Here is a 24,868-nt window from a genome sequence, read left to right on the forward strand (position 1 = left end):
GGCAAAGAAAAGTAGGTGCCGCCCCGCACAGGGGCGACGCTTGAAGCACGCTAACAACTCGCGGATGCCAGCGCAAAGCAAAAGCAAAAGCAAAAGCAAAAGCAAAGGCAAAACCAAAACCAAAACCAAACCACCACCAACATCACCGCGAAGCGGAAACCCCCAATTGCGCTTCAGCCGTCGGCAACGACAACACCGCATCCGTCACCGCCCGTGACAACCTCAACGCCGACATCGGCCCACCAAACCCCCAAACATTACGCTCGACCAGCGTCACCCGTCCTTCACGCCGTGCCGGCACAAACCTCCACACCGGCGAATCGAGCTTCGCCTCGAGCTTCACCTCCGGACCGGTCGCGCTCGTCAACAACACACTCATTTGCGGGCGTTTCAACAGATCTTCCGACGTCACGTAGGTCGTTCCTTCACGCGTCGGTTGCGCGGGCCACAACGTCAGACCCAGCTTCCTGGCGACTCCGCCCGCCATGCTGTTACTCGTATACGCCCAGTACCGATCGGGCAACCCCAGCTCCTGCAACAGCGCAAAGTCCGCATGCGTGCGGCCCGCATCCGCAAGACGCTTTGCATCGCGTGCCAATCCTTCATCCAGCTGCCGTTCAATCGCCTGCGCCTGCACCGTGCGCCCCGTCATGCACCCGATCGTATCGAAGATCCTGCGCGCCCATTCGAGCTGCGTCGCCTGCGCGCCGTCGAGCTTCATCTCGGGGCTGAACTGAAACAGCACGGTAGGCGCAATCGATTGCAATGCGCCGAAAATCGGCGCATGCCGGAAGCCAACGCCAATGATCAGGTCCGGCTTGAGCGCGGCAATCGCTTCGAGGCTCGGCTCCTGGCGCGTGCCGACGTCAGGCACCGACTGCATCCGTTCGACGCCATATCCGATCCACGACGGGTAATACGCGGTGTCGACCATCCCAGCAGGCGTCACGTCGAGCGAAAGCAGCGCTTCGGCAAACATGAATTCGAGCACGACAATGCGCTTCGGATGCGCGGGCAGCGTGGCGCTCGCCTGCGTCACGGTGGGATTGGCGGACAGCGGCGCGCACGCAAGCGCACCTGCATCGCGAGGCGCGGACGTCGCGCCTGCCGCGCTCGCGGTACACGAGAACGCGACGCACGCGGCGCAAACAGCGCAAGCGGCCGCCCGTAGCGCCTGCTTCATCGTATCGCCTCTTGCCGCGCGAGGTCTTCGTCGCTCATCGTGAGTAATAGTGGACAGCTCGCACACAGTTGATCTTCTCCGGGTATTTCATAGCGCACACAGCAGACGCGGCGCGCACGAAACGGCGCGGGCAAGAGCGTCGAGCGCGGCGTCACGTCGCGCACCGGCACGCGTAGCGGGTTCGGCTCGTCGCCGCCGAACAGCGCACCCGATCCGAACATCCACGCGGCGTCGCGGGCCGCGCCCGGCACGGCCGCGCATTGCCCGAACAACGTGTCCAAAAGATTGCCGACGTTGCTCCATAGCACGCGCGGCGCGATTTTCGTCATGCTCGCCAGCAGATCGATCACGCCGCGCAGATGCTCATCCACCAGCGACGCATATCGCCGCGCGGGATCTTCAGTTGGGTCAGCAAGTGCGTCGTGCGGCAGATACAGCGCTTCGGGCATGCCTTCGCGCAGCAACAGCAGGCAGCGCGCAGGGTTCATGTCGAGCGGTCTCTGCAAGACGAGCGCCGACACCAGCGCAGCGGGCACCGCGAGGCCGAAATAGTATTTGCTCCACTGCGACAGCAGCGCGCGCGCATGACGTTCGGGATCGCCGCCGTAGCGCAAGAGCATTGCATCGAGGATCGCTTTACGCTGCGTCGCGAGTTGCGTGAGCGGTACGCGCACTTGCGCGGCGTCGCCGGTGTCTGAAGTTTCAGCAGGCACGCCGAGCCACACGCGTTCGACATACGCGGAGAACGGCGTATCGGCGACCAGCGATGCAAACGATTGTGCGGCAGAGGACATGTTCACCGCCCGCGCTTGCGTTCGCGCCGCGCCTGCACGATCAGCAACGCGAGCAGATACGGCGCGCCGATCAGTGCCGTCAGCACCCCCGCAGGAATTTCGCGCGGCGCAAGCAGCGTGCGCGCGCCGATATCGGCAGCGGCGAGAATCGCCGCGCCGCACGTCGCCGCGAGCCACAAGCGCGTGCGATGCGCGCGCGCCCCCAACAATGCCGCAAGATGCGGCGCCATCAATCCGACAAAGCCGATCGGCCCGACGGCTGCAACCGCCGCGCAGGCCGCGATCGTCGCGACCGTCAGCGCTAGCGGACGCAGCAGCGCCACGGGCAAGCCAAGCGATGCGGCCTGGTCGTCGCCGAGTGCGAGCAGATCGAGCGGACGCGCGAGCAGCACGAACGCAGGCAGCGCGGCCGCGCACCACGGCAACAGCGCAAGCACATCGCTCCAGCTGCGACCATAGGTGCCGCCCACCAGCCACACGACGAAGCGCGCGGGCTGCACGCTCTCCTGCACAATCACCCATTGTGCGAGCGTCGTCCACAGCGTGCCGACAACCAGTCCCGTCAACGCGACCGCGAGCGGCGCATAACGCATGCGCCGGTTCAACGCGAGAATCGCGACGAGCGTGACGCCGCCGCCGACCAGCGACGACCCGGCAATCGTCGCGTGCGCGGCGAGCGGCCAGAACAGCAGCGCGATGAGCGTCGCTAGCGAAGCGCCTTGCGTGACGCCCAGCACTTCCGGCCCGGCCAGCGGATTGCGCACGACGCTTTGCATCAGCACGCCGCTGGCCGCGAGCATCGCGCCCGCAAGCAACGCGCACACCACGCGTGGCAGACGCAGATCGAGCAGCATGCGCGCAACGCTATCGCTGCCGTTCATTGCGGGGAGCCAACGCGACGGGGCGAGCGTGGTCTCGCCGAACGTGCCTGCGGCATAGATCGAAATGGCCGCAACGGCGATGACGATCAAACCGGCACCAAGTGGAGAAAGTCCTGTGATCCATGTAGCGAAACGGCTGGGTGCCGATTGAGCGGGAGCGTCGGCCGCTTGCGTGAGCGCCGAGGTCCATGCGCCGCCGTGGCGGATCATCGCGAGCATCAGCGGCGTGCCGACGACAGCGATCGCGACGCCCGTCGACAGCGTGCCGTCCAGATCGAGCGCGAGCACGGCGCTATCGGTTGCGAGCACGAGCAGCGCGCCGACCAGCGCGGACAACGGCGCGAGCGCGGCAAGCCGCGTCGAGCGCGAGCCGCGCAAATGGCGCAACAGATTCGGCGCAATCAGCCCGACATACGACATCGGCCCAGCGACGCTCACCGCCACGCTCGCGAAGCCGATCGCGACGAGCAGCGCATAAAAGCGTGCTGCATCCACGCGTACGCCGACGGCAAGCGCGGCGTCGTCGCCGAGCGCGATGGGATCGAGCGGACGCACGACGAAGGGCAGCGCCGCGAGCGGCAACAGCAACCACAGCACTGCCGTCACCAGTCCTTCTGCGCCCGGTTGATAAAGACTGCCGCTCGCCCACAGCGCGACGCCCGCGATGCTTTGCTCGAAGAACGCGAGCGTGAGGGTCGAGATGGCCGAGAACAGCAGCATGCAGACGCTGCCCGCGAGCACCATGCGCAACGGCGTCGCGCGCCAGCCGCCCGCTGCCGCCGCGACGCACGCGGCCGCGAGCAGGCCGCTGCCGAACAGCAGCGGCACGGACGCCGCGCCCGCCAGCGCCGGTATCAGCATCGCGGCGAGCAGGCCGAGCTGCGCGCCGCCCGTGATGCCGAGCAGATCCGGCGAAGCGAGCGGATTGCGCGTCAGCGACTGGAACAGTGCGCCCGACACGCCGAGGCATCCGCCCGCGACCAGTGCCGCCAGCACGCGCGGCAAATGCAGGTTGAAGAGCAGCACATGCGCGAGCGCGTGTTCGTCGGTGTCATGCGCTGCATTCGACGTTGCGGCGTGCAGCATCATCGACAGATCCGGGGCGAGGCGCAACGCGGCAATGACGACGATCGACGCGAGCAGCGCGAACGTCAACACGCCGACGCGGCTATGCTGCGCCTCGCGCCAGCGCGGCAGCGCACGTGTTTGCGCGCGCTGCATGCGTTTTCTTGCGGCAAGCGTGGTCATGCGGCGAGGCCTTTGTCGTCGGATGCGGCGGCCAGTTCGTCGCGTGCGGCATGCGCGGGCACGCACATCGGCGCACCTGTCTGCGGATGCGCGATGCGCAGCATCGGCACGCCGAAGGTCGCTTCGAGATGCTGCGGATCGATGATCGCGTCCGGCGTGCCTTGCGCGACGATGCGGCCAGCGCGCATCAACACGATTTCATCGCTGTAGGCAGCAGCCTGATTCAGATCGTGCAGCACCCAGACGATTGTCAGGCCGCGCTCCCGATTCAAACGGCGCAGTTCGGTGAGAATGTCGAGCTGATGATGAATGTCGAGATACGTGGTCGGCTCGTCGAGCAACACGATGGGTGCGCGTTGCGCCAGCGCCATGGCAATCCACGCGCGCTGGCGCTCGCCGCCCGAGAGCGCGGCGACGTCGCGTGCGGCATCGTCTGCGATACCGGCTGCGGAGAGTGCGTCGTCGATCGCCGCGCGATCTTCCTTCGACAAACCGCGCATCCAGCCGCCGTGCGCGTAGCGTCCGTACGCGACGAGATCGCGCACGGAGAGGCCGGCGGGAATCTGGTTGAACTGCGAGAGCATCGTCAGCGTGCGCGCGAGATCGCGCCGCCGATACGCAGCGAGCGGCTTGCCCGCGACCGTCACCTCGCCCGCCAGCGTGGGCTGCAAACCGGCGAGCGAGCGCAGCAGCGTGCTCTTGCCGCAACCGTTCGGCCCGCACAGCGCGGTCACGCGATTGGCACGAATGTCGATATCGAGCGAATCGATGACGACATGATCGCGATATCCCACCGTCAGCGAACGCGCCGACAGCGCCAGGTTGGAACTGCTTTTCATTGGATCATGTAGCGATGGCGAATCGGTTGGACCTTTGTGCGTTTGCCGGGACGCTGTAGCTTTCCGCCATCGCGACGACGACCTTGCGCGGGCCTTCGAACGGATCGCGCGCATGTGCCGTCAGCATGTTGTCGAGCATCACCACGTCACCGCCCGTCCACGGGAACACGATGCGCTGTTGATCCAGCACGCCGCGAATCTCCGCGAGCGCCTCGGCTTCGAGCGGCGCGCCGTCGCCGTAGTAGACGTTGCGCGGCACGTTGTCGAGACCCACTGCATCGACGAGTGCTTCCTGCATGTCTTCATCGAGCGCGGACAGATGGAACAGATGCGCCTGGTTGAACCACACGCGCTCGCCCGTGCGCGGATGCACGGCCACCGCCTGGCAAAGCTCGCGCGTACGCAGCAACGGTTCGCCGTCGTCGTCTTCGCGCCATTCGCAATCGATGCCGCGGGCCGCGCACATCGCATCGACGGCGCGCGGGTCTTCGGTGCCGAATGCCTGTTGCCACGGCAGATCGAGCCCCTGGCCGAAGTTGCGCACGTACAGCAGCTCGCGTCGCGCGAAGCGCTCGATCAACGCGGGGTCGAGCGCACGATAGATCGCGCGGCTGTCGGCAATCGGCGTCGCGCCGCCGGAACGCGCGGCGAGCGCGCAATGGAACCAGATGCGCATCGGCCATTCGCGCGTGTACGACTGCTCGTTGTGCAGCGGAATCGAGCGGTGCGGCGGATATTCCGTCGACGTGTACACGGCGCCTTCGACCTGGCTGCGCGGCGTCGAAGCGAATTCATAGCCAATCAGCGGCGCGCCGAACGAGGCGGCGAATTGCTGAAACGTGTCGATCGACGGCACGGCGAAGCCCGTGAACAGCACGCCGCCGGCGCGCTCGATGCAGTTGCTCGCGATGTCGCGCAACAGCGGCGCGGCGGCTTCGAGCGTGAACGACCTGTCGCCGCGCGGCGACACAATGGTCGGCAGGCCGGGCTCGATGCGCAGATCGTCGAGTGTCGGGAGAGACGCTGTCATGACGTGTCCTCAGTGGCGGGCCGCGCCGATCATGCGTCGACTACGCATCGACGCGGCTCGAAGAACGGTCTCGCGCGGCGCGCTCGTGGCGCGCGAGAATCTTTGCTGCGCGCTGCCGTTGCAGGGCGGCAGCGTATGGCTCAGCGCGTAACCGGCGCGGCGTCCATGTGACGGCGCAGGCTCGCGGGACGCATGTCGGTCCATACGTTTTCGATATGCTCGAGGCACGCGGCCTTCGGCCCGCGTACGCCGACTTCGCGCCAGCCAGCGGGCACGTCGCGGAACGCCGGCCAGATCGAATACTGTTCTTCGTCGTTGATGACGACCGTGTATTGAACGTCGTCCTGTGCGTCTTGATGCGTGTTCTGGGTCATGTCGTGTCTGCTTGCGTATCAGGTGAGATGCAGTTGAACGTTTGCCTTCGTGACTTCACGAGGCCGTCATCTGCTTGACGTTCGACGCACAACTTTTTTTACTGCGCCCCGCCGTCTTTGCGTACGCGACGTTTTGCGCGCCGGCGTGCATGCAGTCCGCGCAATGCTTCGCGGCGTCGCGAACCATGAAATGCACGAGCGTCTGCGAGACATTCAAGGCGCGCGCGGTTTCCTGCAAAGTCTCTTCGCGCAGACGCACCCGCTCGAAGGCGCTGCGCGTGCGCTCGGGCAATTGCGCGAGGGCGTCGAACGCGTGTCGCAGCGAGTCGCGTGTGACGAGCGCGGACTCGGGCGACGGTTCCGGCGATGGCACATCGAGCCCGTCTTCCTCGCATGCGTGCCACGTGTTTTCGAGCGACTGGCGGCGGCACGCGTCGATCGATGCGTTGCGCACCATGCGCGCCACGTAGGCGAGCGGCTGCCGCACGTCGTCCTGATTCGAAAAGCCCGTGAGCTTGATGAATACGTCGTGGACCACGTCCTCGGCACGGCTCGAACACCCGACAAACGACCGCGCAAGCTGGATCAGCGAGCGGCGGTTTTCGATCAGCACGTCGAGCAGCAGTCCTTCGCAGCGGCGTTGTTCCGTCGCGGTGACGCGCGCTTCGGACGGCTCGCAATCGATGTCGTCCAGTGCTCCTTGTGCGAACGCCGCCGGGTGACGGTCGATCCGTGCCGCAAACCTCGCCATTGATTCAGCCATCGAATCGTCTCCATGTCGCTATCGATCAGATGGAAGCGAATCTAACGTAAACGCGAATCATTCTCAATCATAAATCTGGCTATTCTTATTATTTTTTGGTGACGTTTATGCTTGATGGATGGTTTTTGCGAAGGAATGCGATCGGCCGATGCAGGGCGCATAGCCTTGTGGGGATTGGGGGCTGGGCGGGTGGATTGCCTGCCTACCCGTCCATGGAAACCCACCTGAATGAGCAGATTTCCTCGCGCACTGCTGATCTGGAGACGTCAGACCGACGGACGGTTAGTTGCTTGAACTAGCGCTCGTCGACAGATAACGTCGCGAGCGCGTTCGCAGCAAGGCCCATGCATATAGGCGAACAGGACCGGCAGTCTTACCCCACAACCCGCTGCTTCGGCACCCCGCGCAACAGCGCGATACCGCTCATGAACAACAAAGCCGTCAGCAGATACAACGCGTTATCCATGCTGCCCGTATGGGTCTTGATCAGACCGATCACCCACGGGCTCACGATGCCGCTCGTAATCCCAATGCTGCTGATCAACGCGATGCCCGCCGCCGCAGTCTTGCCCGACAGATAACCCGACGGCACCGTCCAGAAAATCGGCAGCGCGGCAAAAATCAGCACGGCTGCTATCGAAAGAATGCCGAGCATTGCGGCAAAGCTGCTCAAGTGCAGCGTCAACAGCGAAAGCGCGATGCCGCCGCCGATCGTGCACGCCGCGAAATGCTTGCGCCGTTCGCCGTGACGGTCCGAATGCCGCGCGATCAGGATCAGGCCAACCGCGCCGATCGCATTCGGTATCACCGTGTACAGGCTGATCCACAGCACGTCGTGCACGCCGAAGTCGCGGATCATCAGCGGCATCCAGAAGTTGAGCGTCAACGACGCGCACGTCAACGAAAAGTAGATGAACGCGAACAGATAGACGCGCGGGTTGCGCAACGCGTCGATGAATGCGCGCGACGAATGCGAGTTCGCGGGCCGATGCTCGGCGTCGCGTTGCTCGATCAGATGAGCCTTTTCCTGTTGCGTGAGCCACGCTGCGTGCTGCGGGCCGTCGACCAGCCAGAACGCAGCGAGCAATCCCAGCACGACAGCGGGCGCGCCTTCGATGGCGAACATCCATTGCCAGCCGTACAGGCCCATCACGCCCGCCATGTCGCGCATGATCCAGCCGGAAACGAGACCGCCTAGCACGCCCGCCACCGCGACGCCTGCGAAGAAGATCGACAGGATCACGGCACGCCGCCGCGCCGGATACCAGTACGTCAGATACAGCACGATGCCGGGAAAGAAGCCCGCTTCGAACACGCCGAGCATGAAGCGCAGCAGATAGAAATGCGAAGCCTGCGAAACGAACATCATGCACACCGACGCAGCGCCCCACAGCAGCATGATCCGCGTGAACGTGCGGCGCGCGCCGAAGCGCGCGAGCAGCAGGTTACTAGGCACTTCGCACAGCACATAGCCGATATAGAAGATGGCCGCGCCGAGTCCGTACATCGCATCGCTGAAGCCGAGATCATGCTTCATCTGCAACTGCGCGAAACCGATGTTGATGCGGTCGAGAAACGAAATAACGTAGCAGAGAAACAGAAACGGCACGATCCGCAACGTCACCTTGCGATACAGCGCGGTGTCGTCCTGAAACGCGGCGGCGGGCTCGCCGGGCTCATAGGCATGCGTGATTGACTGACTCATCGAGATCTCCAGGCAATGCGGGTCCAACGGACCCATTGGGTCCGGCGTCTGTTGCGCCGTGTTGTCAGGGAAGACGGCTTGCGCTTCGTTGAATGGGCGAGCCGGATCGAAAGATCAGGCGGCGACGCGCGGTGCGTCGGCCGTGTGCTGCGCAGCGGATGAATTCGGCAAATCGACGCCTTCGCGCGCGTATTGGATCGCTTCCATCAGCGTCGCGTAATCGCCAATATGATTGGCGAGCAGCAGAATCAGTTGCGCATTCGCGGCCTGGCTTTGCGCTTCGTCGAAATCGCGGTGCATGTCGATCAGCGCTTCGTAGAAGTCGTCGGGCTGCGTCAGATTGAGTTGCGTGATGAGTGCCACGTTCGTCTCCAACTTTTATCGTAGTGATCTGCGCTACTGCGTTCAGGCAACGCCTTCCACGCACAACGCGCGCTTGAGCGCCGCATCGACGCGCGTGGCGTCGAACGTGCGCCAGCGCGCGCACACGTGCTGGTCCGGACGGATCAGATAGAACGTGCCGGGCGTGGCGTCGTAGCGAGACCACGCAAGACCTTCCGCATCTTCGAGCACGACGGCATCGTCGAGGCCATGCACGTCATGGCGAATGCCGTGCGACGCAACGACAACCAGCCTGAACGGAATCGAACCCGTCTGCAGCGCCTTCAATGCGTGTTGCGTCGCCGCGTCGATGCCATCCTTGCCGCAAAAGACGATGCCCGTGAACGCATTGCCGAGTTGCGCGAGCAGCCACGCGGGCGCGCCATTCGATAACACAGGCGCATCCACGCACGAAGCGCCCGGCACCATCTTGCCTTCGAAGCCATCGTGATCGGCCGAATTGAGCGTCGAGTCGTGCAGTACCGCAGGCACCGAAAGCCGCCCGCTGTTCGCGAGCTGACGCGCGAACGGGTGCTTGCGCGCAAGCTTCAATACGGCGTCGCGGAACGTGCGGCTGACGGGCGACTTGGGTGTGATGAAGTCCGTTGAGCGCGTCGAGTTGCGAATGTTTTCGTCGGCGGCGTATTCGCGTTCGCTTGCATACGTGTCGAGCAACGCATCGGGCGCGCGGCCGTCCAGCACCATCGCCAGTTTCCACGCGACGTTCTCGGCATCCTGAAAGCCGCTGTTCGCGCCCCGCGCGCCGAACGGCGAGACCAGATGCGCGGCGTCGCCGACGAACAGCACGTTGCCGTGCCGGAAGCGTTCCATGCGCAGACACGAAAACGTATAGACGCTGACCCATTCCAGTTCGAACTTGACGTCCGGCCCGAGCAGCGCGCGAACGCGCGGCAGCACGCGTTCGGGCGTTTTCTCGAGCGCCGGGTCCGCGTCCCAGCCGAGCTGGAAGTCGATACGCCACACGTTGTCCGGCTGCCGGTGCAGCAGCACCGATTGATTCGGGTGAAACGGCGGATCGAACCAGAACCAGCGCTCGCTCGGAAACTCCGCTTCCATCTTCACGTCGGCGATCAGGAAACGGTCCTTGAAAACGCGGCCTTTGCTGTCGAGGCCCATCATGTTGCGGATCGGGCTGCGCGAGCCGTCAGCGGCGACCACATAGCGGCCGCTCAACGCGTACTCGCCTTCGGGCGTCTCGACGGTGAGCGTGACGAATGCATCGGCGGAACCCGGCTCGCCGTGCTGCTGCAAGCCGACCACCTTGCTCTTCCAGCGGATGTCGATATCCGGCAGCGACTGCGCGCGTTCGAGCAGAAAGCCTTCGACGTAGTACTGCTGCAGATTGATGAACGCGGGCCGATGATGCCCCGCCTCCGGCAGCAGATTGAACGTGTACACCATCTCGTTCTGCAGGAACACCTTGCCGACGTTCCAGCTGATGCCCTTGTCGACCATGCGGTCGCCGCAGCCGAGGCGGTCGAAGATATCCAGCGAACGCTTCGAAAAGCAGATTGCGCGCGAACCAGTAGCGAGCGAACAATCGTCGTCGACGAGTACAACCGAGACGCCCTGCTGCGCGAGATCGATCGCCGTCGCGAGACCGACGGGCCCCGCGCCGACCACGATCACCGGATGCCGCGCGGCGTCTGTCGCCGCTGCGGCTGCATCCTGCTCGGCGCAGCGCCGGTATTCGAACGACAAGGTCTGGTAGTTGATGCTGCTCATTCTGCTGTCTCCATCCATCTGCGCTGTGCTATTGCCGCGTCATCACGCCTGCAGCGCGTCCCACATGTCCTTGTCGCGCTGCGCGGTCCAGATGCGCGGATGCGTGATGCCGCTCGCTTCGTCATAAGCGCGCGATACATCGAACGGCAGGCAATGCTCGTAGATGAAAACATGACCGAACTTCGGGTCCATCGCCTTGCGCGTGTGAGCCATCGCGGCCTTCAGATCGAGCTTGTCGGCAACGGCTTCGCGGCCGCTTTGCAGCAGCGTCGTGACGAAGTCCTTCGTGTAGTCGAGGCCCTTGTTGACATCTTCCGGCGTGGTCAGCGCGGGGCCGCGGCCCGGCACGAGCATGTCGGCGTTCAGCGCGCGCAGCGCTTCGAGCGTGGCGGGCCACTGTTCGAGTTGCGCGTCGCCGCAATAGCAGGCCGCGTCGTATTCGACGAGGTCGCCGGAGAACAGCACCTTCTGCGACGGCAGCCATACGACCGTGTCGCCCTTCGTGTGACCCGCGCCGAGATGCGCGATGCGCACTTCGAGCTTGCCGAGGAACAGCGTGATCTCCTTCTCGAACACCAGCGTCGGCCACGTGAGGCCCGGCACCGTTTCGACGCCTGCAAAGAGACGCGGAAAGCGCTCGATCTCCGACTTCATGTCGGCCTCGCCGCGCTCGACGATCATTTCATACGTGCCGCGGCTCGCAATGATCTGCTGCGCGCCTTCCGCGAAATACGCCGATGCGCCGAGCACGCGCACCGCGTGGTAGTGCGACAGCACGACGTATTTGATCGGCTTGTCGGTCACGCTGCGAATCTTCGCGATCAGGTCTTGCGCCATGGCGGGCGTCGCGGTGGTGTCGACGATCAGCACGCCGTCGTCGCCGATCACGACGCCCGAGTTCGGGTCGCCTTCAGCGGTGTACGCATAGGCGTTCTCGGACAACTGCGTCCACGTGATCTTCTTTTCTTCGAGGTCGGCTTGCGATGCGAATGCCTTGGCCATGCTCGTCTCCGTTGATTGAGGGGCGACGGGCGAGACGCGGCGCACGCCGGCGCAGCGGTAGGGAGGTGTCTCGTCCAGTCTGATTGGAATGATGTCCGGCGGTTGTTAGCTCGGGGTGATTTCATCTTAGACTCTGACGATTATTTGTCAATAGCGAAACGTATCGCTATACGCTAATTTCTCGTATACCCTGGGCGGTTCTGGATCGAACGGGCATGGCGTGGCGTTCGTTTAACATGGACCTTTTTTCGATGCAGGCAGGCGACGCGAGCGGCATGTTGAAGACAGCAAAAGACGACGAGACGACGGGCTCGGGCAAGCAGCAGCGCGGCATCCAGAGCGTCGAGGTCGGCGGACGGCTGCTGCACGCGCTTGCGAAAGCACGCACACCGCTCGCGCTGTCCGATCTCGCGACGAGCGCCGACATCGCACCAGGCCAGGCGCATGCGTATCTGGTGAGCCTCACGCGGCTGGGTCTCATCAAGCGCGACGAACTCTCGGGGCGCTACGAACCGGGGCCGCTCTCGTTGCGGCTCGGCCTGATGCAGCTGGCGAACCAGCCGGCGTTTCGCGCCGCCGTGCCGCGTGTCGCGGCGCTCGCCGAAGAGATCGGCTTCAGCGTCGCGATCTGTGCGGCGGGACCGCAGGGCCCCACCATCGTCCGATACGAACATGCGGGGTTTCCGCTGCACGTGAACCTGCATGTGGGCACGGTAATGTCGTTGCCCGCGACGTCGACGGGGCGCGTGTTCTGCGCACACCTCCCGCCCGCGACCTTGCAAACGATGTGGGCGAACCAGTCGGGTGGCGCGGGCGATATCGTTGCGCCTTCCGAACGCAAGGCGTTCGACGCGACGCTCGCGGCGATCCGCGAACGCGGCATCGAACGCGGCATCGATGCGCCGAGCCCCGGCATCAGCAGTCTCGCTGCGCCCGTGCTCGATGCCGACGGGCAGTTATGTCTCGCGTTGACGGTGATCGGGCCGAGCGGCGCGATCGACGTGAACTGGGACGGTCCCGTCGCGCGCGCGCTTCGGCATGCAGCGCGCGAAATCGGCGCGGATAGCGCGGCGGATCGAACATGAAAGACGCACTCGATAACACATCATCGTCCGTGAGCACCGACACGAAGCAGCAGCGCGGCATTCAATCGCTCGACAGCACGGGCGAACTGCTGACGGCTTTGGTCGCGGCAGGCAAGCCGTTGTCGCTGCGCGATCTCGCTGCGGCCGCGGACATGGCGCCCGCCAAGGCGTTTCCTCATCTGGTGAGCTTGCAGAAGATCGGCTTGCTGAGCCGCGATACGTCGGGCTGTTTCGAAGCAGGACCGCTTGCGCTCGAACTCGGGCTGATCGGCTTGCAACGCCTGTCGCCGACGCGCGAAGCCGAACCGGAGATCGTCGATCTCGCGGTGACGACGGGCATGAGCGTCGCGATGGCCGTGCTCGGCCCGCTTGGGCCGACTGTCGTGCGGCTCGAGGAATCGGCGCGGCCGCTGCATGTGAGCCTGCGCGTGGGCACGGTGATGTCGCTGGTGAATACGGCGATTGGCCGCGTGTTCGCCGCGCATGTCGCCGACGATGTGCGGCATGGTCTGCTCGCGCAGGATCATCTGAGGCTGGCGGGTGCGTCGGCGGCGGATACGCACGATGCGACGCTCGCGCCGCCGTATGCGGAACGTCTCGCGCGGATTCGCGAGCACGGCATCGACACCGCGCTCAACAAGCCGATCCCCGGCATCAACACGCTGGCTGCGCCCGTGTTCGATCACACCGGCAGCATCGTGCTGGTGCTCGCGTTGATGGGCACAGCGGGAAGTTTCGACAGCGACACGCAAGGCGGCGCGGCGCAAACGCTGCGGGTAGCGACGCAGCGGCTGTCGCGGCGGTTTGGGTATGTGACGGGCTGAGCGCGCGGCCGACTACTGCGCCCCATCCTCCGCCGCCGCACCCGTCTCCTGCGACAGCCGCGCCTTCGCGTGCCGCATCTTCTCCAGCGTATGCGGCTCCAGCCGCAATGCGACGCCGATCGCGAGCGCATCCATCACGCACAGATGCACGAGCCGCGATACGCCCGGCGTGTTGGGATCGACGGGACTCGGTACGCGCAACAACAACGGAATATCGACGAGCCACGCAAGCCGCGAGCCGACATTCGTCAGCGCGATCGTCGTCGCGCCGCGCTCCTTCGCGATCTGCATGCTCTCGTTCACTTCGACGCTGCGGCCCGAATGCGAAATCGCGAACGCGACATCGCCGGGTTCGAGCAGGCCGGCGTAAAGACGCTGCAAATGCGCATCCGTGAACGCGCTCGCGGCGATGTCGAGCCGCAGGAAACGCAGCGCCGCGTCCTGCGCGACGAGCCCCGAGCCTGAGCCGACGCCGAAGAAATACACGCGGCGCGCGCTTGCGAGCGCCGCGAGCGCCGCGTTCACCGCAACGGGATCGATTGCGCTGCGCGCCTGCGTGATGCCCTCGACGGCCGCTTCGCCGACCTTGTCGATCAGCGTCTGTGTATCGTCGCCGCGCGCCACGGCCGTCGACGCATACGGCATCCCGCCCGCCACGCTCTGCGCGAGTTGCATCTTGAAGTCACGCAAACCGTGCGCGCCCACTGCGCGGCAAAAACGCGTCACGGAAGGCTCCGACACGTCCGCGCGTTGCGCGAGCTCGGTGATGCTCGCGCGCATCGCGAAGTCGACATCGGACAGCACCATGTCGGCGACCTTGCGCTCGGCGGGCCGCAGCGATTCGAGCGCGCTGCGGATGTGAGGAATCAGGTTCGGTGCGGACACCCGTGCGTTCCTTTCGATGGAAGATGAATCAGCGGCATGTCAGCCCAGTCTGTTGCCGCTCTCCGTGTCGAACAGATGCGTGTGCTGCTCGGGAAAGCGCACCGTCACGCGCTGGCCCGGCTCGATCGACGCGCGCTGGCGCATCGTCACGCACCACGCCGCGCCGCCGATCTTGCCGTACAGATGCGTTTCCGCGCCCGTCGGCTCTACCACCTCGACATCCATCGGAATGCCTTCATTCGACGCTTCGATATGCTCGGGCCGCACGCCGAGCGTAAGCTTCGCGCCCGGTTTCGCCGCCTGACTGGTGCCGGGCAACGGAATCTGCACACCGTCCGCGAGCTGCAATGCGAGGCCGTTCGACACGCTCACCACTTCGCCGGCGGCGAAATTCATCGACGGCGAGCCAAGGAAGCTCGCCACGAACAGATTCGCCGGCCGGTCGTAGAGCTCCAGCGGACGCCCGATCTGCTCGATGCGCCCCGCGTTCATCACGACGATGCGGTCGGCCATCGTCATCGCTTCGATCTGGTCGTGCGTGACGTAGATCACCGTGTTCTTCAGCCGCTGATGCAGCGCCTTGATCTCGGTGCGCATCTGCACGCGCAGCTTGGCGTCGAGATTGGACAGCGGCTCGTCGAACAGGAACAGCGACGGCTCGCGCACCACCGCGCGGCCCATCGCGACACGCTGACGCTGCCCGCCCGACAGCGCGCGCGGCAGGCGGTCCAGATAGCCGCTGAGGTTCAGCATCTTCGCGGCGGCTTCGATGCGCGGCTTGAAACTCGTCGACGCTTCCTTGCGGATACGCGGACCGAACGCGATGTTGTCGTACACGGACAGATGCGGATACAGCGCGTAGCTCTGGAACACCATCGAGATATTGCGCTGCTGCGGCGGCAAGCCATTCGCACGCGTGCCGCCGATCGTCAACTCGCCGCCGCTGATTTCCTCGAGGCCCGCGACCATCCGCATCAGCGTGCTCTTGCCGCAACCGGACGGGCCGACCAGCACGACGAATTCGCCGTCGTCGATATGCAGGTCGATGCCGTGCACGACTTGCGTGTCGCCGTAACGCTTGTAGATGCCGCTCAGTTGCACTGCTGCCATGCTGTCCTCATCGTCGGTTGCGGTTGTGTCGCGTGCCTGCTTTGGGCGTTCAGATCGATTCGAGCGTCAGTTCTTCGGCCATCAGCCGGTTGCCCGCCATCAGGCCGCCATCGACGGGCAACACCACGCCCGTGATCACGCGCGCCATCGGCGACGCGAGAAACTGCACGGCGTCGGCGATATCGTCGGGCGTCGCGAAGTCGCGTAGCGGATACCATTTCTTCAGGTCCTCGAAAACTTGCGGGTTCTTGTCGACGCGCGCCTGCCACGCCTGCGTCTTCACTGTGCCGGGACACACGATGTTCGCGCGAATCCCGTAGCGGCCAAGTTCGATCGCCAGCGACTTCGTGTAGCTGATCAGCCCCGCTTTCGCCGCGCTGTACGCTGGATGACCGAGCGCCGCCAGGCCGTTCACGGAGCCGATCAGCACAATCGACCCTTGCTGCCGCCCGATCATCGACGCCCGCACCGCTTCGACCGTGTGATAGGTGCCGTTCAGATTCAGATCGACGTCGCGCCGCCAGCTCGCGGCATCCGTTTTCGCGAGCGTCAGCCCTTGCGCCGCGCCGGCGTTCGCGACGAGCACGTCGACGGGGCCGCATTTTTCAACCGCCTGCGCGACGCTTTCGCGCACGGCGTCGGCGTCGCACAGATCGACGGCGATGGGTGTCACGCGGTCGGCGCCCAGTTCCGCAGCCAGCTTATCCAGCGCGGCTGCATCGACATCGAGCGCGAGCACGGTCGCGCCGTCCTGCACGAAACGCCGGCACAACACACTGCCGATCCCGCCGCATGCTCCCGTCACCAGCACGACACGCTTCATGTCCTGTCCTCTTCGCGTAGGCAGGCGGCTTTTGCACCGGGCAACAAGCCGCATCCGTTGTGTAAATTTCCTACATATTGCACATTTTCACCGCTGGCCAACCATGCGGACGCAATAGATGGCCAATTCCCCGCACCGCACAAAAAGCCCATCCTTTACAGCATGTTATGCAAAAAAGCGCGCGACAAAAAATATCGTCAGCCCTACGTGACAACATTTTTTTTCGTGTGTAGGATTTTTTCAAACAATTCAACCCAAGCAGCCGGGTACGGCGGCGGACCACCCCAGGAGAGACGAAATGTCGTTGCATGCACGTGCTTCCCTTACGCTCGGCAAAGTCGCCGCAGCGCTCGCGTTTGCAGGTCTTGCCCTATCGGCGCACGCCGATACGGTGCGTGTGACGGTCGCGCATTACAGCGACGCGACGGCACCGTACTTCGAGAAAATGGCACGCCAGTTCGAAAAGGCCAATCCCGGCACCACGATCAAGATCGAGGACGTGAACTGGGACACGCTGCAACAGAAGCTGCAAACGGATATCTCGGGCAACGCCAACGCCGACCTCGCGATCGTCGGCACGCGCTGGCTGCTCGACTTCGTGAAGGACGACGTCGCGGAGCCGCTCGACCCGTACATGGACGCGAACTTCAAGAACCGCTTCATTGGCCCGTTCCTTGCGCCCGGCCAGATCAACGGCAAGACCTACGGCCTGCCGATCGCCGCTTCGGCCCGCGCGCTGTACTACAACAAGGATCTGCTTGCGAGCGTCGGCTATCCGAATGGCCCGAAGACGTGGAATGACGTGATCGATGCGTCGAAGAAGCTGAAGGCGAAGGGCATTGCCGGTTTCGGCCTGCAAGGCAAGGAAATCGAAACCGACGTGTACTACTACTATGCGCTGTGGACCAACGGCGGCGACGTGCTGAACAAGCAGGGCAAGGCCGGTTTCGATTCGCCCGCGGGCATCAAGGCAGCGACGCTGTACAAGTCGATGATCGACCAGGGTCTGACGCAGCCGGGCGTCACCGGCTATAGCCGTGAAGACGTGCAGAACCTTTTCAAGCAAGGCCGCGTCGCGATGATGATTTCCGCGCCGTTCCTCGCGAAGCAGATCAAGAAGGAAGCGCCGAACCTGAAATACGGCATCGATCCGCTGCCCGTCGGCACGAACGGCGCGACGTATGCCGTCACCGACTCGATCGTGATGTTCAAGAACTCGAAGGTGAAGAAGGACGCCTGGAAGTTCCTCGACTATCTGTTCACGAAAGAGCCGCGCGTCGAGTTCACGAGCACGGAAGGCTTTTTGCCGACCACCAAGGCGGAAGCCGCCGACCCAGCATTCAACGATGCGGACACCAAGGCGTTCATCGCGCTGCTGCCGCAGGCGCGCTTCGCGCCGACCGTGACGGGCTGGGAAGACACCGCGAAGGCCGTGACCAACGCGATGCAGGCCGTGTACCTCGGCAAATCCAAGCCTGACGATGCGCTGAAGCAGGCCGCGAGCCAGGCGAATCAGGCGCTCGGCCAGTAACCACGCGTTTCGATGATTCGTCAGGGAAGTACGGGAAGCCGCATCGGCTCGACGCCGATGCGGCTTCACATTCGATGAGCGCGCTTCCTTTCGCGCGAATCCAGATGTCAACCTTCATGCGAAGCGCCGGGTTGCATCCGGCCCATTCCGTCCCGAGGGCTTCATGAGTTCCAACGCCCAAGCATCCGTCGATCGAGCACGCATGAGCCGTTCCATTGCCCCACGCGCCGCCGCGCCCTGGTGGCTGATCGCGCCGAGTCTGATCCTCGCGCTGTTCATCATCAGTTACCCGATCTTCAACATCGTGTATCAGTCGGTGCACGATGTTTCGCGCTTTGGCGCGATTCGCGATTTCACCGGATTGAAGAACTTCTTCACGGTATTCGCCGACCCCGTGTTTCTCGATTCGCTGCGCCGGACCATAGTCTGGACCGCGTTCGTGGTGGGCGGCACGGTGATCATCTCGGTGCCCGTCGCGCTCGTGCTGAATCAGGACTTTCACGGGCGCGGCATCGCACGCACGATCATCATGCTGCCGTGGTCCGTGTCGCTGACGATGACGGCTGTCGTCTGGCGTTGGGCCTTCAACGACGACTACGGGATGGTCAACGTGACGCTGCAGCGGCTGGGGTTGATCGGCGGTCCGATTCATTGGCTGGCGACGCCCGAGCTTGCGTTTCCCGTCGAGATCGCAGTCGGTATTCTCGTGTCGATTCCATTCACGGTGACGATTCTGCTCGGCGGTCTGTCATCCGTGCCGGGCGACATCTACGAAGCCGCGCGCATCGACGGCGCGAGCGCATGGCAGCAGTTCCGCCAGTTGACATTGCCGCTGCTGCGCCCGTTCGTGAACATGGCGATCCTGCTCAACGTGATCTACGTGTTCAACTCGTTTCCGATCATCTGGGTGATGACGCAAGGCGGCCCCGACAACGGCACGCATATTCTCGTCACCTATCTGTACGAACTCGGCTTCAGGCTCGGGCGTCCCGGACAGGCAGCGGCTGTGTCGCTGGTCATGCTCATCATGCTGTTCGTGTTCTCGGTGCTGTATCTGCGCATTCAGCCGTCGAAAGAAGGAGAGCCCGCATGAACGCGAAGATGAAACGCACCGTGTGGTGCTGGCTCGCGCTGTCGCCGCTGATCGTGGTCGTGCTGTTTCCGTTCGCCGTGATGTTCTTCACTGCGCTCAAGCCCGCCAACGAAGTGTTCGTCTATCCGGCGCGCTGGCTGCCGATGCACTGGCAATGGCAGAACTTCGTCGACATGTGGACGGCCGCGAACTTCGGCGTCGCGTTGCGCAACAGCACCGTCATCAGCCTGCTTTCGACAGCGCTCGCGCTCGCCGTCAGCCTGCCCGCCGCGTATGCGCTGGCGCGCTTTCCGTTTCGCGGACGCGGACTGTACCGCCAGTTTCTGCTCGTCACGCAGATGCTCTCGCCGATTCTGCTCGTGGTCGGCCTGTTCCGTCTCGCCGCGATGATTCCGTATGGCGACGGCAATCTCGTCGATTCGAAAATCGGCGTGATCGTCTCATATGCGGCATTCAACATTGCGTTTGCCGTATGGATGCTGTCGTCGTACTTCCAGACCGTGCCGCGCGATCTCGAAGAATCCGCGTGGCTCGAAGGATGCAGCCGCACGCGCGCCGTGTTCAAGGTGTTCCTGCCGCTCGCCGTGCCCGCCATCGTCGTGACGGCGATTTTCACGTTCATCAACGCGTGGAATGAATTCGCCGTCGTCTATACGCTGATCCGCTCGCCGGAAAACAAGACGCTCACCGTGCAGGTCACGGATATGGTGGCGGGCAAGTACGTCGTCGAATGGCATCTGGTGATGGCCGCCACGCTGTGCGCGACGTTGCCCGTCTCGATCGTGTTCGCCTGGCTGCAGCGTTACCTCGTGAAGGGCCTCGCGCTCGGCGCGGTCAAATAACATCTGCTTTTTTCTGTCACGCAAGGGCCGTCGCGCGGCGGCGGTCCTTGGTCTGCATTCTTTCCGTCTGCCTTCAGTGGTTCCGCGATCGCGCCGAAGTGGTTACCTAAAATTTCTCTGAATTGGACATTTCGCACAGCCAGTTTCGCGCCTAATCTCCCTGTGTCGCGCAGGCCAATGCGCACTCTCACTGAGGAAACGATCATGGAACAACGTCTCGACTTCTACAAAGCCAATCCGCACGCAATCAAGGCAATGCTCGCGCTCGAAGAACGCATCGGCAAGAGCGACCTCGAAAAATCGCTGACGGAACTGGTGCGTCTGCGCGCATCGCAGATCAACGGTTGCGCGTTTTGCGTCGACATGCACACCGCCGACGCGCGCAAGGGCGGCGAAACGGATCGGCGTCTGGCGACGGTCGTCGTGTGGCGCGAAACGCCGTTCTTCACGGCACGCGAACGCGCTGCGCTGGAGTGGACGGAAGCCCTGACGCTGATCTCCGAGGACCATGTGCCCGACGCAGTGTGGGAAGCCGTGAAGCCGCATTTCAGCGAGGCCGAACTGGTCGACCTGACGCTGCTGGTTTCGGCGATCAATGCGTGGAACCGCTTTGCGATTTCGTTCCGCAAGATGCCGGCGTAACGAACGCGGCATTCGGGCGGTTCGCGCGGCGTTGCAGAAAGCGGGCATCGGCGCCCGCTTTTTCATGTGCAGGCTTCGCAAGGCATCCGCCGTAATCGCACCGCGTCAACATCGGGGCGGACAATCTTTGACCTAAAGCCGCATCCGCACAAAAATCGGAGAATCCTGACGCGTGCGGGAAAGCAATCCGATTAGCGACGCTCACTCCTGTCAATAAAGTCGTCCGTACGGTGACACCTCAAACAGCGGTGCATCGTGTTCATCAGATCACAACGGAGCATTTGACATGAAAGTGAAATCTGCATTACTTGCGTTGCTCGCTTCATCGATGTTGTCGTGTTTCACGCAAACCGCGTCGGCGGCGCCCGTCGCGCTGGAAGCGCAGCCGTTCGCCATGAAGTCGGACGGCCCGAAGACCGCTTCGATCGCCGATCAGAAGCTCGCATTCGGCTACTGGATTTGCGATCCCAGCTGGAATCCTTCGGATTGCTACTGGCTTCCCGGTGACTAAAGCATCCGGAACCGGCGAGTAATGTGCGACATCCTGCAAGCACTCGAAGCTTGCAGGATGTTTTCATTTCCGGCCAGTCCGCGGGCCTGCATTCGGCCCGCATTGGCGCTATGCTAGTGGGTCCACTCATCAGGAACACGCTCATGAAAAAGACCACAGGCTCCACGATCACTTTCAGCCGCCCAGACGGTAAACAACTGCAAGGTTATCTGGCCACGCCCGAAAAAACGGATGGCGCGCCCGCCGTGGTCGTCATTCAGGAATGGTGGGGCTTGAACGACCAGATTCGCGGCGTCGCGGATCGCCTTGCGGCGGCCGGCTACTTCGCGCTCGTGCCCGATCTGTATCGCGGCAAATCGACGGTCGAAGAGGAAGAAGCGCACCACCTGATGGACAGCCTCGATTTCGGCGATGCCGCATCGCAGGACGTTCGCGGCGCGGCGCAATATCTCAAGCAGCGCTCGGGCCGTGTCGCGGTGATGGGCTATTGCATGGGCGGCGCGCTGACCCTGCTGACGCTGGGTCAAAGCCCGGAGTTGTCGGCGGGTGTCGTGTTCTACGGCTTCCCTCCGCTCGACTATATCGACGCGTCGAAAATCAAGGTGCCCGTGCTCGGACATTACGCGACGCAGGACGCGTTCTTCCCGATCGCGACAGTCGATACGCTGGAGTCGAAGTTGCGCGACGCGAACGTGGATGTCGAGTTTCATCGCTACCTCGCCCATCATGGGTTCGCCAACGAAACCGCCGTCGGCTTCAGCCGCATCGCCAGCACGCAGTTCGACCCGGTGTGGTCGGAAATGGCGTGGGATCGGACGCTGACCTTCCTTGGCCGCAAGCTCTGGGAGAAGTAAAAGTCGCGGCGCGAGATGCGCGTGTGAGAAGCGTGTTCGGGTCCGTCCGGCGAGCGCAGTTCAGCGCGCCCGCCGCGGATACCTCAACAGATCATCGGCGACGGGCACGGCCGCCAGCACCAGCAACAACGCCGCAAGCGGCAGCGTCGCGATGAACCCGACCTGTTTGAAAGCGATCGCGCCAGCAAGCCCGCCCGCGAGAAACATGCCGAGCAGCGACGCGAGCAGACCGAGCCGCCGCATGTCGGCACCGACGTAAGCCGCTTCCGTCGACGGCACGCCCCGGTTCCAGTACAAGCCCTTGCCTATTTCGATGCCGATATCCGTCACGAGCCCCGTGACGTGCGTCGTGCGGATTTCTGCTTTCGATATCTTGGTGATCATGGCGTTCTGCAGGCCCATCACGTAGCAAAGCAGCGTGACGGTGGCCGGCACGAACAGCGGACGATGCTGCTCCAGGTTCGCGCCCAGCACGCCGAAGCACAGCAACAGAAGCCCTTCGAGCACGAGCGGCATCGCGTAGACGCTCTGCGTTCCTTTGCGCCGGCCCCAGTTGATCAGAATGGCCGAACTCGCCGCGCCGGCAAGAAACGCGAAAATCGAACTCGCCGCCGACAGCACGAACGCAAGGTTGCCGAGCGCAAGACTGTCGGCCAGCGACGACACCATGCCGGACATGTGCGACGTGTATTGGCCAATCGCCAGAAAGCCGCCCGCGTTGGCCGCGCCGGCAATCCCCGCGAGCGCGAGGCCGAGCCGCCGGTTGGCGGCGTCAGTGCGAGCGGCCGAGGTAAAGCCGCGCAGATAATCAACGGGCACGATGACGCCTGCAAAAGAAGGGAATTTCGACAATCCTACCTTCAAACGGCGCTTATCTCGTTTTTGATCGGCAACAATGCCCTGCGATGATTTGTCGCATGGCGCTTCGCCCCCGCGCCGTCGTGCCCGTCCGGCCCGCGAGTTCACCGTCCAGTGAACTCGTCAGGCCGTAAGCTCGCCAATCAGTCGTCGTAGTGACGATGCTTGTGCTTGCGCTTGTACGAACTGTGCGAACCGTACGAGCCGCGCGAATAGTCGTCTGCGTACGAGTTGGAACGCGAGATGTTGCCGCCGAGCGCCGAGCCCGCGCCGCCGCCCAGCGCCGCGCCGACCAGACCGCCGCCGCGCCCGCCCATCGCGTTGCCCGCCGCGGTGCCCGCACCGCCGCCGAGCGCGCCGCCGATGATCGCGCCCGTGCGCTCACGGCGGTTCGACGTGACTGCACCACCCGCGCCGCCACCCACCGCGCCGCCGATCACGGCGCCCGTGCTGCCGCCCACCGCGCCGCCCAATGCCGCACCGGCGACGCCGCCGAGCGCGCCGCCAAGCGCATTGTTCATATCGCCGGCCATCGCCGGCAACGACGCCGCAGCCGTCAGGGCTGCAATGGCCACCATCTGAATGATTCGCTTCGACATAGTTTGATCAATAGTTTTTGAGACGGGGCGAGTATAACCAAGGTGTGAAAGGCGTTCGTAACACCGGTCATTCCTTCCAGTAAGAGGTGTAACAATTTCCGCCCGGCGAATGCCGTCTGGCCCGTCACATAAGGCGGGAGCAGGTTTCAGAGCAATCGTTGCGCTCAGCGGGACACACTTTTTCGCTGTCTCGGCGTTGTGCCGTGACGACGTGCGCTTGAATCTTTCCATCGATTGCGCTACCGCCGAAGCGCGAATGCCTCCGTTGCGCGAATCCTCGCGATTGAACGATGAACCATGCTGATAGCTAAGGCGCGCGCCGTCGCCTCGTGCCCCTTCGCAGCGTCGCCATTTCTGCACTATACTTAGCCTTATGGCTAACTATCATGCCGCAATCAGCGAAGTGTTCCAGGCGCTGGCCGATCCGACCCGTTGCGCGATCGTCAGCATGCTCGGGCGCGGTGCGCAGACCGTCTCGGCGCTGGCGCAGCCGTTCGACATGGCGCTGCCGTCGTTCATGAAACACGTCGCCGTGCTGGAGCACAGCGGCCTGATCCGCACGCACAAGGTCGGGCGCGCGCGCACCTGCGAACTGATGCCCGCGAAGCTGACGGAAGTCGAAACATGGCTGGCCGCGCAGCGCGCCGTGTGGGAAGCGCGATCCGACCGGATGGTCGAATTCGTCGAACAGCTTCATCAAGAGGAGCAAGCCGATGTCAACACAACCCGTCGAAAGCGCTGAGCCGAGCGATCTCGTCATCACGCGCGTCCTGCGCGCGCCCGTGGCTGCGTTGTGGCGCGCGTGGACCGAGCCGGACTTGCTGAAAGAATGGTGGTGCCCGAAACCCTGGACCACCGAAGTGCGCGCGTTCGATCTCCGTCCGGGCGGCGCCTTCCACACCTTCATGCAAGGTCCCGATGGCGGCACGAGCGACAATCCAGGCTGCTTTCTCGAAGTCGTCCCGCACGCGCGCCTAGTGTTCACGTCGATGCTCACGGCGGGCTGGCGCCCCAACACGCCGTGGCTCGGCTTCACCGCCGACATCGCGATGTCCGAAGAAGCCGAAGGCAGCCGCTACATCGCGCGCGTCATGCATCCCGACGTGGCGACGCGCGACCGGCACGAGCAACTCGGCTTCTTCGACGGCTGGAACACGTGCATCACGCAACTCGACGAATTCGCGCTCACGCTCGTCCGCACGTGAGCGGCGGCGCGCGGACGGCCTTCGCGCGCTGAAAGAGGTCGGCGCGATGCGGCTCGCGCC

At 63.9% G+C, this 24,868-nt stretch carries 26 protein-coding genes; 10 read left to right on the forward strand and 16 right to left on the reverse strand.

Features of this window, described 5'->3' with window-relative positions:
- Positions 1-142: 142 nt before the first annotated feature.
- The 11 genes from KFO72_RS13850 to KFO72_RS13900 all read right to left on the reverse strand — a co-directional run bounded on the left by KFO72_RS13850 (position 143) and on the right by KFO72_RS13900 (position 11,946).
- Complete coding sequence (locus KFO72_RS13850; RefSeq protein ID WP_225032373.1) at positions 143-1,183, reverse strand: ABC transporter substrate-binding protein; 1,041 nt, start codon at positions 1,181-1,183, stop codon at positions 143-145.
- Positions 1,180-1,977 carry a siderophore-iron reductase FhuF gene (gene fhuF / locus KFO72_RS13855; RefSeq protein WP_225032374.1) on the reverse strand — a complete coding sequence of 266 codons (798 nt, stop codon included), beginning with the start codon at positions 1,975-1,977 and terminating at the stop codon, positions 1,180-1,182. Before fhuF ends, KFO72_RS13850 begins: the two co-directional genes overlap by 4 nt.
- Positions 1,978-1,979: 2 nt before the next feature.
- Positions 1,980-4,106, reverse strand: coding sequence for a Fe(3+)-hydroxamate ABC transporter permease FhuB (fhuB, locus tag KFO72_RS13860; protein ID WP_224101525.1), 2,127 nt, complete (start codon positions 4,104-4,106; stop codon positions 1,980-1,982).
- A complete protein-coding gene (locus KFO72_RS13865) occupies positions 4,103-4,945 on the reverse strand; it encodes an ABC transporter ATP-binding protein (RefSeq protein WP_224101524.1) in 843 nt (280 codons plus the stop codon). Before KFO72_RS13865 ends, fhuB begins: the two co-directional genes overlap by 4 nt.
- Positions 4,946-4,949: 4 nt before the next feature.
- Positions 4,950-5,975 carry a TauD/TfdA family dioxygenase gene (locus KFO72_RS13870; RefSeq protein WP_176052772.1) on the reverse strand — a complete coding sequence of 342 codons (1,026 nt, stop codon included), beginning with the start codon at positions 5,973-5,975 and terminating at the stop codon, positions 4,950-4,952.
- A 140-nt stretch (positions 5,976-6,115) separates the two neighbouring features.
- Positions 6,116-6,349: an MbtH family protein gene (locus KFO72_RS13875; protein WP_054933064.1), complete on the reverse strand. Its 234-nt coding sequence runs from the start codon at positions 6,347-6,349 to the stop codon at positions 6,116-6,118.
- A gap of 55 nt (positions 6,350-6,404) precedes the next feature.
- Entirely contained in the window at positions 6,405-7,112 is a 708-nt protein-coding gene (locus KFO72_RS13880) for an RNA polymerase factor sigma-70 (protein ID WP_225032375.1), read from the reverse strand.
- 373 nt (positions 7,113-7,485) lie between these two features.
- On the reverse strand, positions 7,486-8,817 hold the full coding sequence (locus KFO72_RS13885) for an MFS transporter (protein WP_107202830.1): 1,332 nt from the start codon (positions 8,815-8,817) through the stop codon (positions 7,486-7,488).
- Positions 8,818-8,931: 114 nt separating this feature from the next.
- On the reverse strand, positions 8,932-9,180 hold the full coding sequence (locus KFO72_RS13890) for a DUF2783 domain-containing protein (protein WP_054933066.1): 249 nt from the start codon (positions 9,178-9,180) through the stop codon (positions 8,932-8,934).
- A 42-nt stretch (positions 9,181-9,222) separates the two neighbouring features.
- Positions 9,223-10,944 (reverse strand): FAD-dependent oxidoreductase, encoded by a 1,722-nt coding sequence (locus KFO72_RS13895; RefSeq protein WP_225032376.1) that lies wholly within the window; start codon positions 10,942-10,944, stop codon positions 9,223-9,225.
- A 42-nt stretch (positions 10,945-10,986) separates the two neighbouring features.
- Complete coding sequence (locus KFO72_RS13900; RefSeq protein WP_054933068.1) at positions 10,987-11,946, reverse strand: MBL fold metallo-hydrolase; 960 nt, start codon at positions 11,944-11,946, stop codon at positions 10,987-10,989.
- A gap of 236 nt (positions 11,947-12,182) precedes the next feature.
- Here KFO72_RS13900 and KFO72_RS13905 point away from each other — a divergent pair, with 236 nt between their 5' ends.
- Positions 12,183-13,031 (forward strand): IclR family transcriptional regulator, encoded by an 849-nt coding sequence (locus KFO72_RS13905; protein ID WP_054933077.1) that lies wholly within the window; start codon positions 12,183-12,185, stop codon positions 13,029-13,031.
- Positions 13,028-13,855, forward strand: a complete 828-nt coding sequence (locus KFO72_RS13910; RefSeq protein WP_054933069.1) for an IclR family transcriptional regulator — start codon at positions 13,028-13,030, stop codon at positions 13,853-13,855. The genes KFO72_RS13905 and KFO72_RS13910 overlap by 4 nt, the downstream gene beginning before the upstream one ends.
- Before the next feature lie 12 nt (positions 13,856-13,867).
- Here KFO72_RS13910 and KFO72_RS13915 read toward each other — a convergent pair whose 3' ends face one another.
- The 3 genes from KFO72_RS13915 to KFO72_RS13925 are packed head-to-tail and all read right to left on the reverse strand — an operon-like array spanning position 13,868 to position 16,673.
- A complete protein-coding gene (locus KFO72_RS13915) occupies positions 13,868-14,740 on the reverse strand; it encodes a MurR/RpiR family transcriptional regulator (RefSeq protein WP_060604361.1) in 873 nt (290 codons plus the stop codon).
- Between the two features lie 39 nt (positions 14,741-14,779).
- Entirely contained in the window at positions 14,780-15,850 is a 1,071-nt protein-coding gene (locus KFO72_RS13920; RefSeq protein ID WP_225032377.1) for an ABC transporter ATP-binding protein, read from the reverse strand.
- Positions 15,851-15,899: 49 nt separating this feature from the next.
- Positions 15,900-16,673: an SDR family oxidoreductase gene (locus tag KFO72_RS13925; protein WP_054933072.1), complete on the reverse strand. Its 774-nt coding sequence runs from the start codon at positions 16,671-16,673 to the stop codon at positions 15,900-15,902.
- 298 nt (positions 16,674-16,971) lie between these two features.
- On the opposite strand from KFO72_RS13925, the gene KFO72_RS13930 reads away from it, so the two are divergent.
- The 6 genes from KFO72_RS13930 (at position 16,972) to KFO72_RS13955 (ending at position 22,146) form a co-directional block, all read left to right on the forward strand.
- Positions 16,972-18,204 (forward strand): ABC transporter substrate-binding protein, encoded by a 1,233-nt coding sequence (locus tag KFO72_RS13930; protein WP_054933073.1) that lies wholly within the window; start codon positions 16,972-16,974, stop codon positions 18,202-18,204.
- 202 nt (positions 18,205-18,406) lie between these two features.
- Positions 18,407-19,297: a carbohydrate ABC transporter permease gene (locus KFO72_RS13935; protein WP_035999643.1), complete on the forward strand. Its 891-nt coding sequence runs from the start codon at positions 18,407-18,409 to the stop codon at positions 19,295-19,297.
- On the forward strand, positions 19,294-20,139 hold the full coding sequence (locus tag KFO72_RS13940) for a carbohydrate ABC transporter permease (protein WP_035999640.1): 846 nt from the start codon (positions 19,294-19,296) through the stop codon (positions 20,137-20,139). The genes KFO72_RS13935 and KFO72_RS13940 overlap by 4 nt, the downstream gene beginning before the upstream one ends.
- A gap of 204 nt (positions 20,140-20,343) precedes the next feature.
- Positions 20,344-20,781, forward strand: a complete 438-nt coding sequence (locus tag KFO72_RS13945) for a carboxymuconolactone decarboxylase family protein (protein WP_107202832.1) — start codon at positions 20,344-20,346, stop codon at positions 20,779-20,781.
- 286 nt (positions 20,782-21,067) lie between these two features.
- Positions 21,068-21,292 (forward strand): hypothetical protein, encoded by a 225-nt coding sequence (locus KFO72_RS13950; protein WP_060604364.1) that lies wholly within the window; start codon positions 21,068-21,070, stop codon positions 21,290-21,292.
- Between the two features lie 143 nt (positions 21,293-21,435).
- Positions 21,436-22,146 (forward strand): dienelactone hydrolase family protein, encoded by a 711-nt coding sequence (locus tag KFO72_RS13955; protein ID WP_054933075.1) that lies wholly within the window; start codon positions 21,436-21,438, stop codon positions 22,144-22,146.
- Between the two features lie 60 nt (positions 22,147-22,206).
- On the opposite strand, the gene KFO72_RS13960 is transcribed toward KFO72_RS13955, so the two are convergent.
- On the reverse strand, positions 22,207-22,965 hold the full coding sequence (locus KFO72_RS13960; protein WP_054933079.1) for a YoaK family protein: 759 nt from the start codon (positions 22,963-22,965) through the stop codon (positions 22,207-22,209).
- Between the two features lie 182 nt (positions 22,966-23,147).
- Positions 23,148-23,603, reverse strand: coding sequence for a hypothetical protein (locus tag KFO72_RS13965; protein WP_060604367.1), 456 nt, complete (start codon positions 23,601-23,603; stop codon positions 23,148-23,150).
- Positions 23,604-23,976: 373 nt separating this feature from the next.
- Here KFO72_RS13965 and KFO72_RS13970 point away from each other — a divergent pair, with 373 nt between their 5' ends.
- Both KFO72_RS13970 and KFO72_RS13975 read left to right on the forward strand, forming a co-directional pair.
- Complete coding sequence (locus tag KFO72_RS13970) at positions 23,977-24,345, forward strand: ArsR/SmtB family transcription factor (protein ID WP_054933080.1); 369 nt, start codon at positions 23,977-23,979, stop codon at positions 24,343-24,345.
- On the forward strand, positions 24,317-24,808 hold the full coding sequence (locus tag KFO72_RS13975) for an SRPBCC family protein (RefSeq protein ID WP_062916038.1): 492 nt from the start codon (positions 24,317-24,319) through the stop codon (positions 24,806-24,808). Before KFO72_RS13970 ends, KFO72_RS13975 begins: the two co-directional genes overlap by 29 nt.
- The last annotated feature ends 60 nt before the right edge of the window (positions 24,809-24,868 follow it).

Origin of the sequence: Paraburkholderia sp. XV (assembly GCF_020177535.1) — a bacterium.
Lineage (GTDB): Bacteria > Pseudomonadota > Gammaproteobacteria > Burkholderiales > Burkholderiaceae > Paraburkholderia > Paraburkholderia caribensis.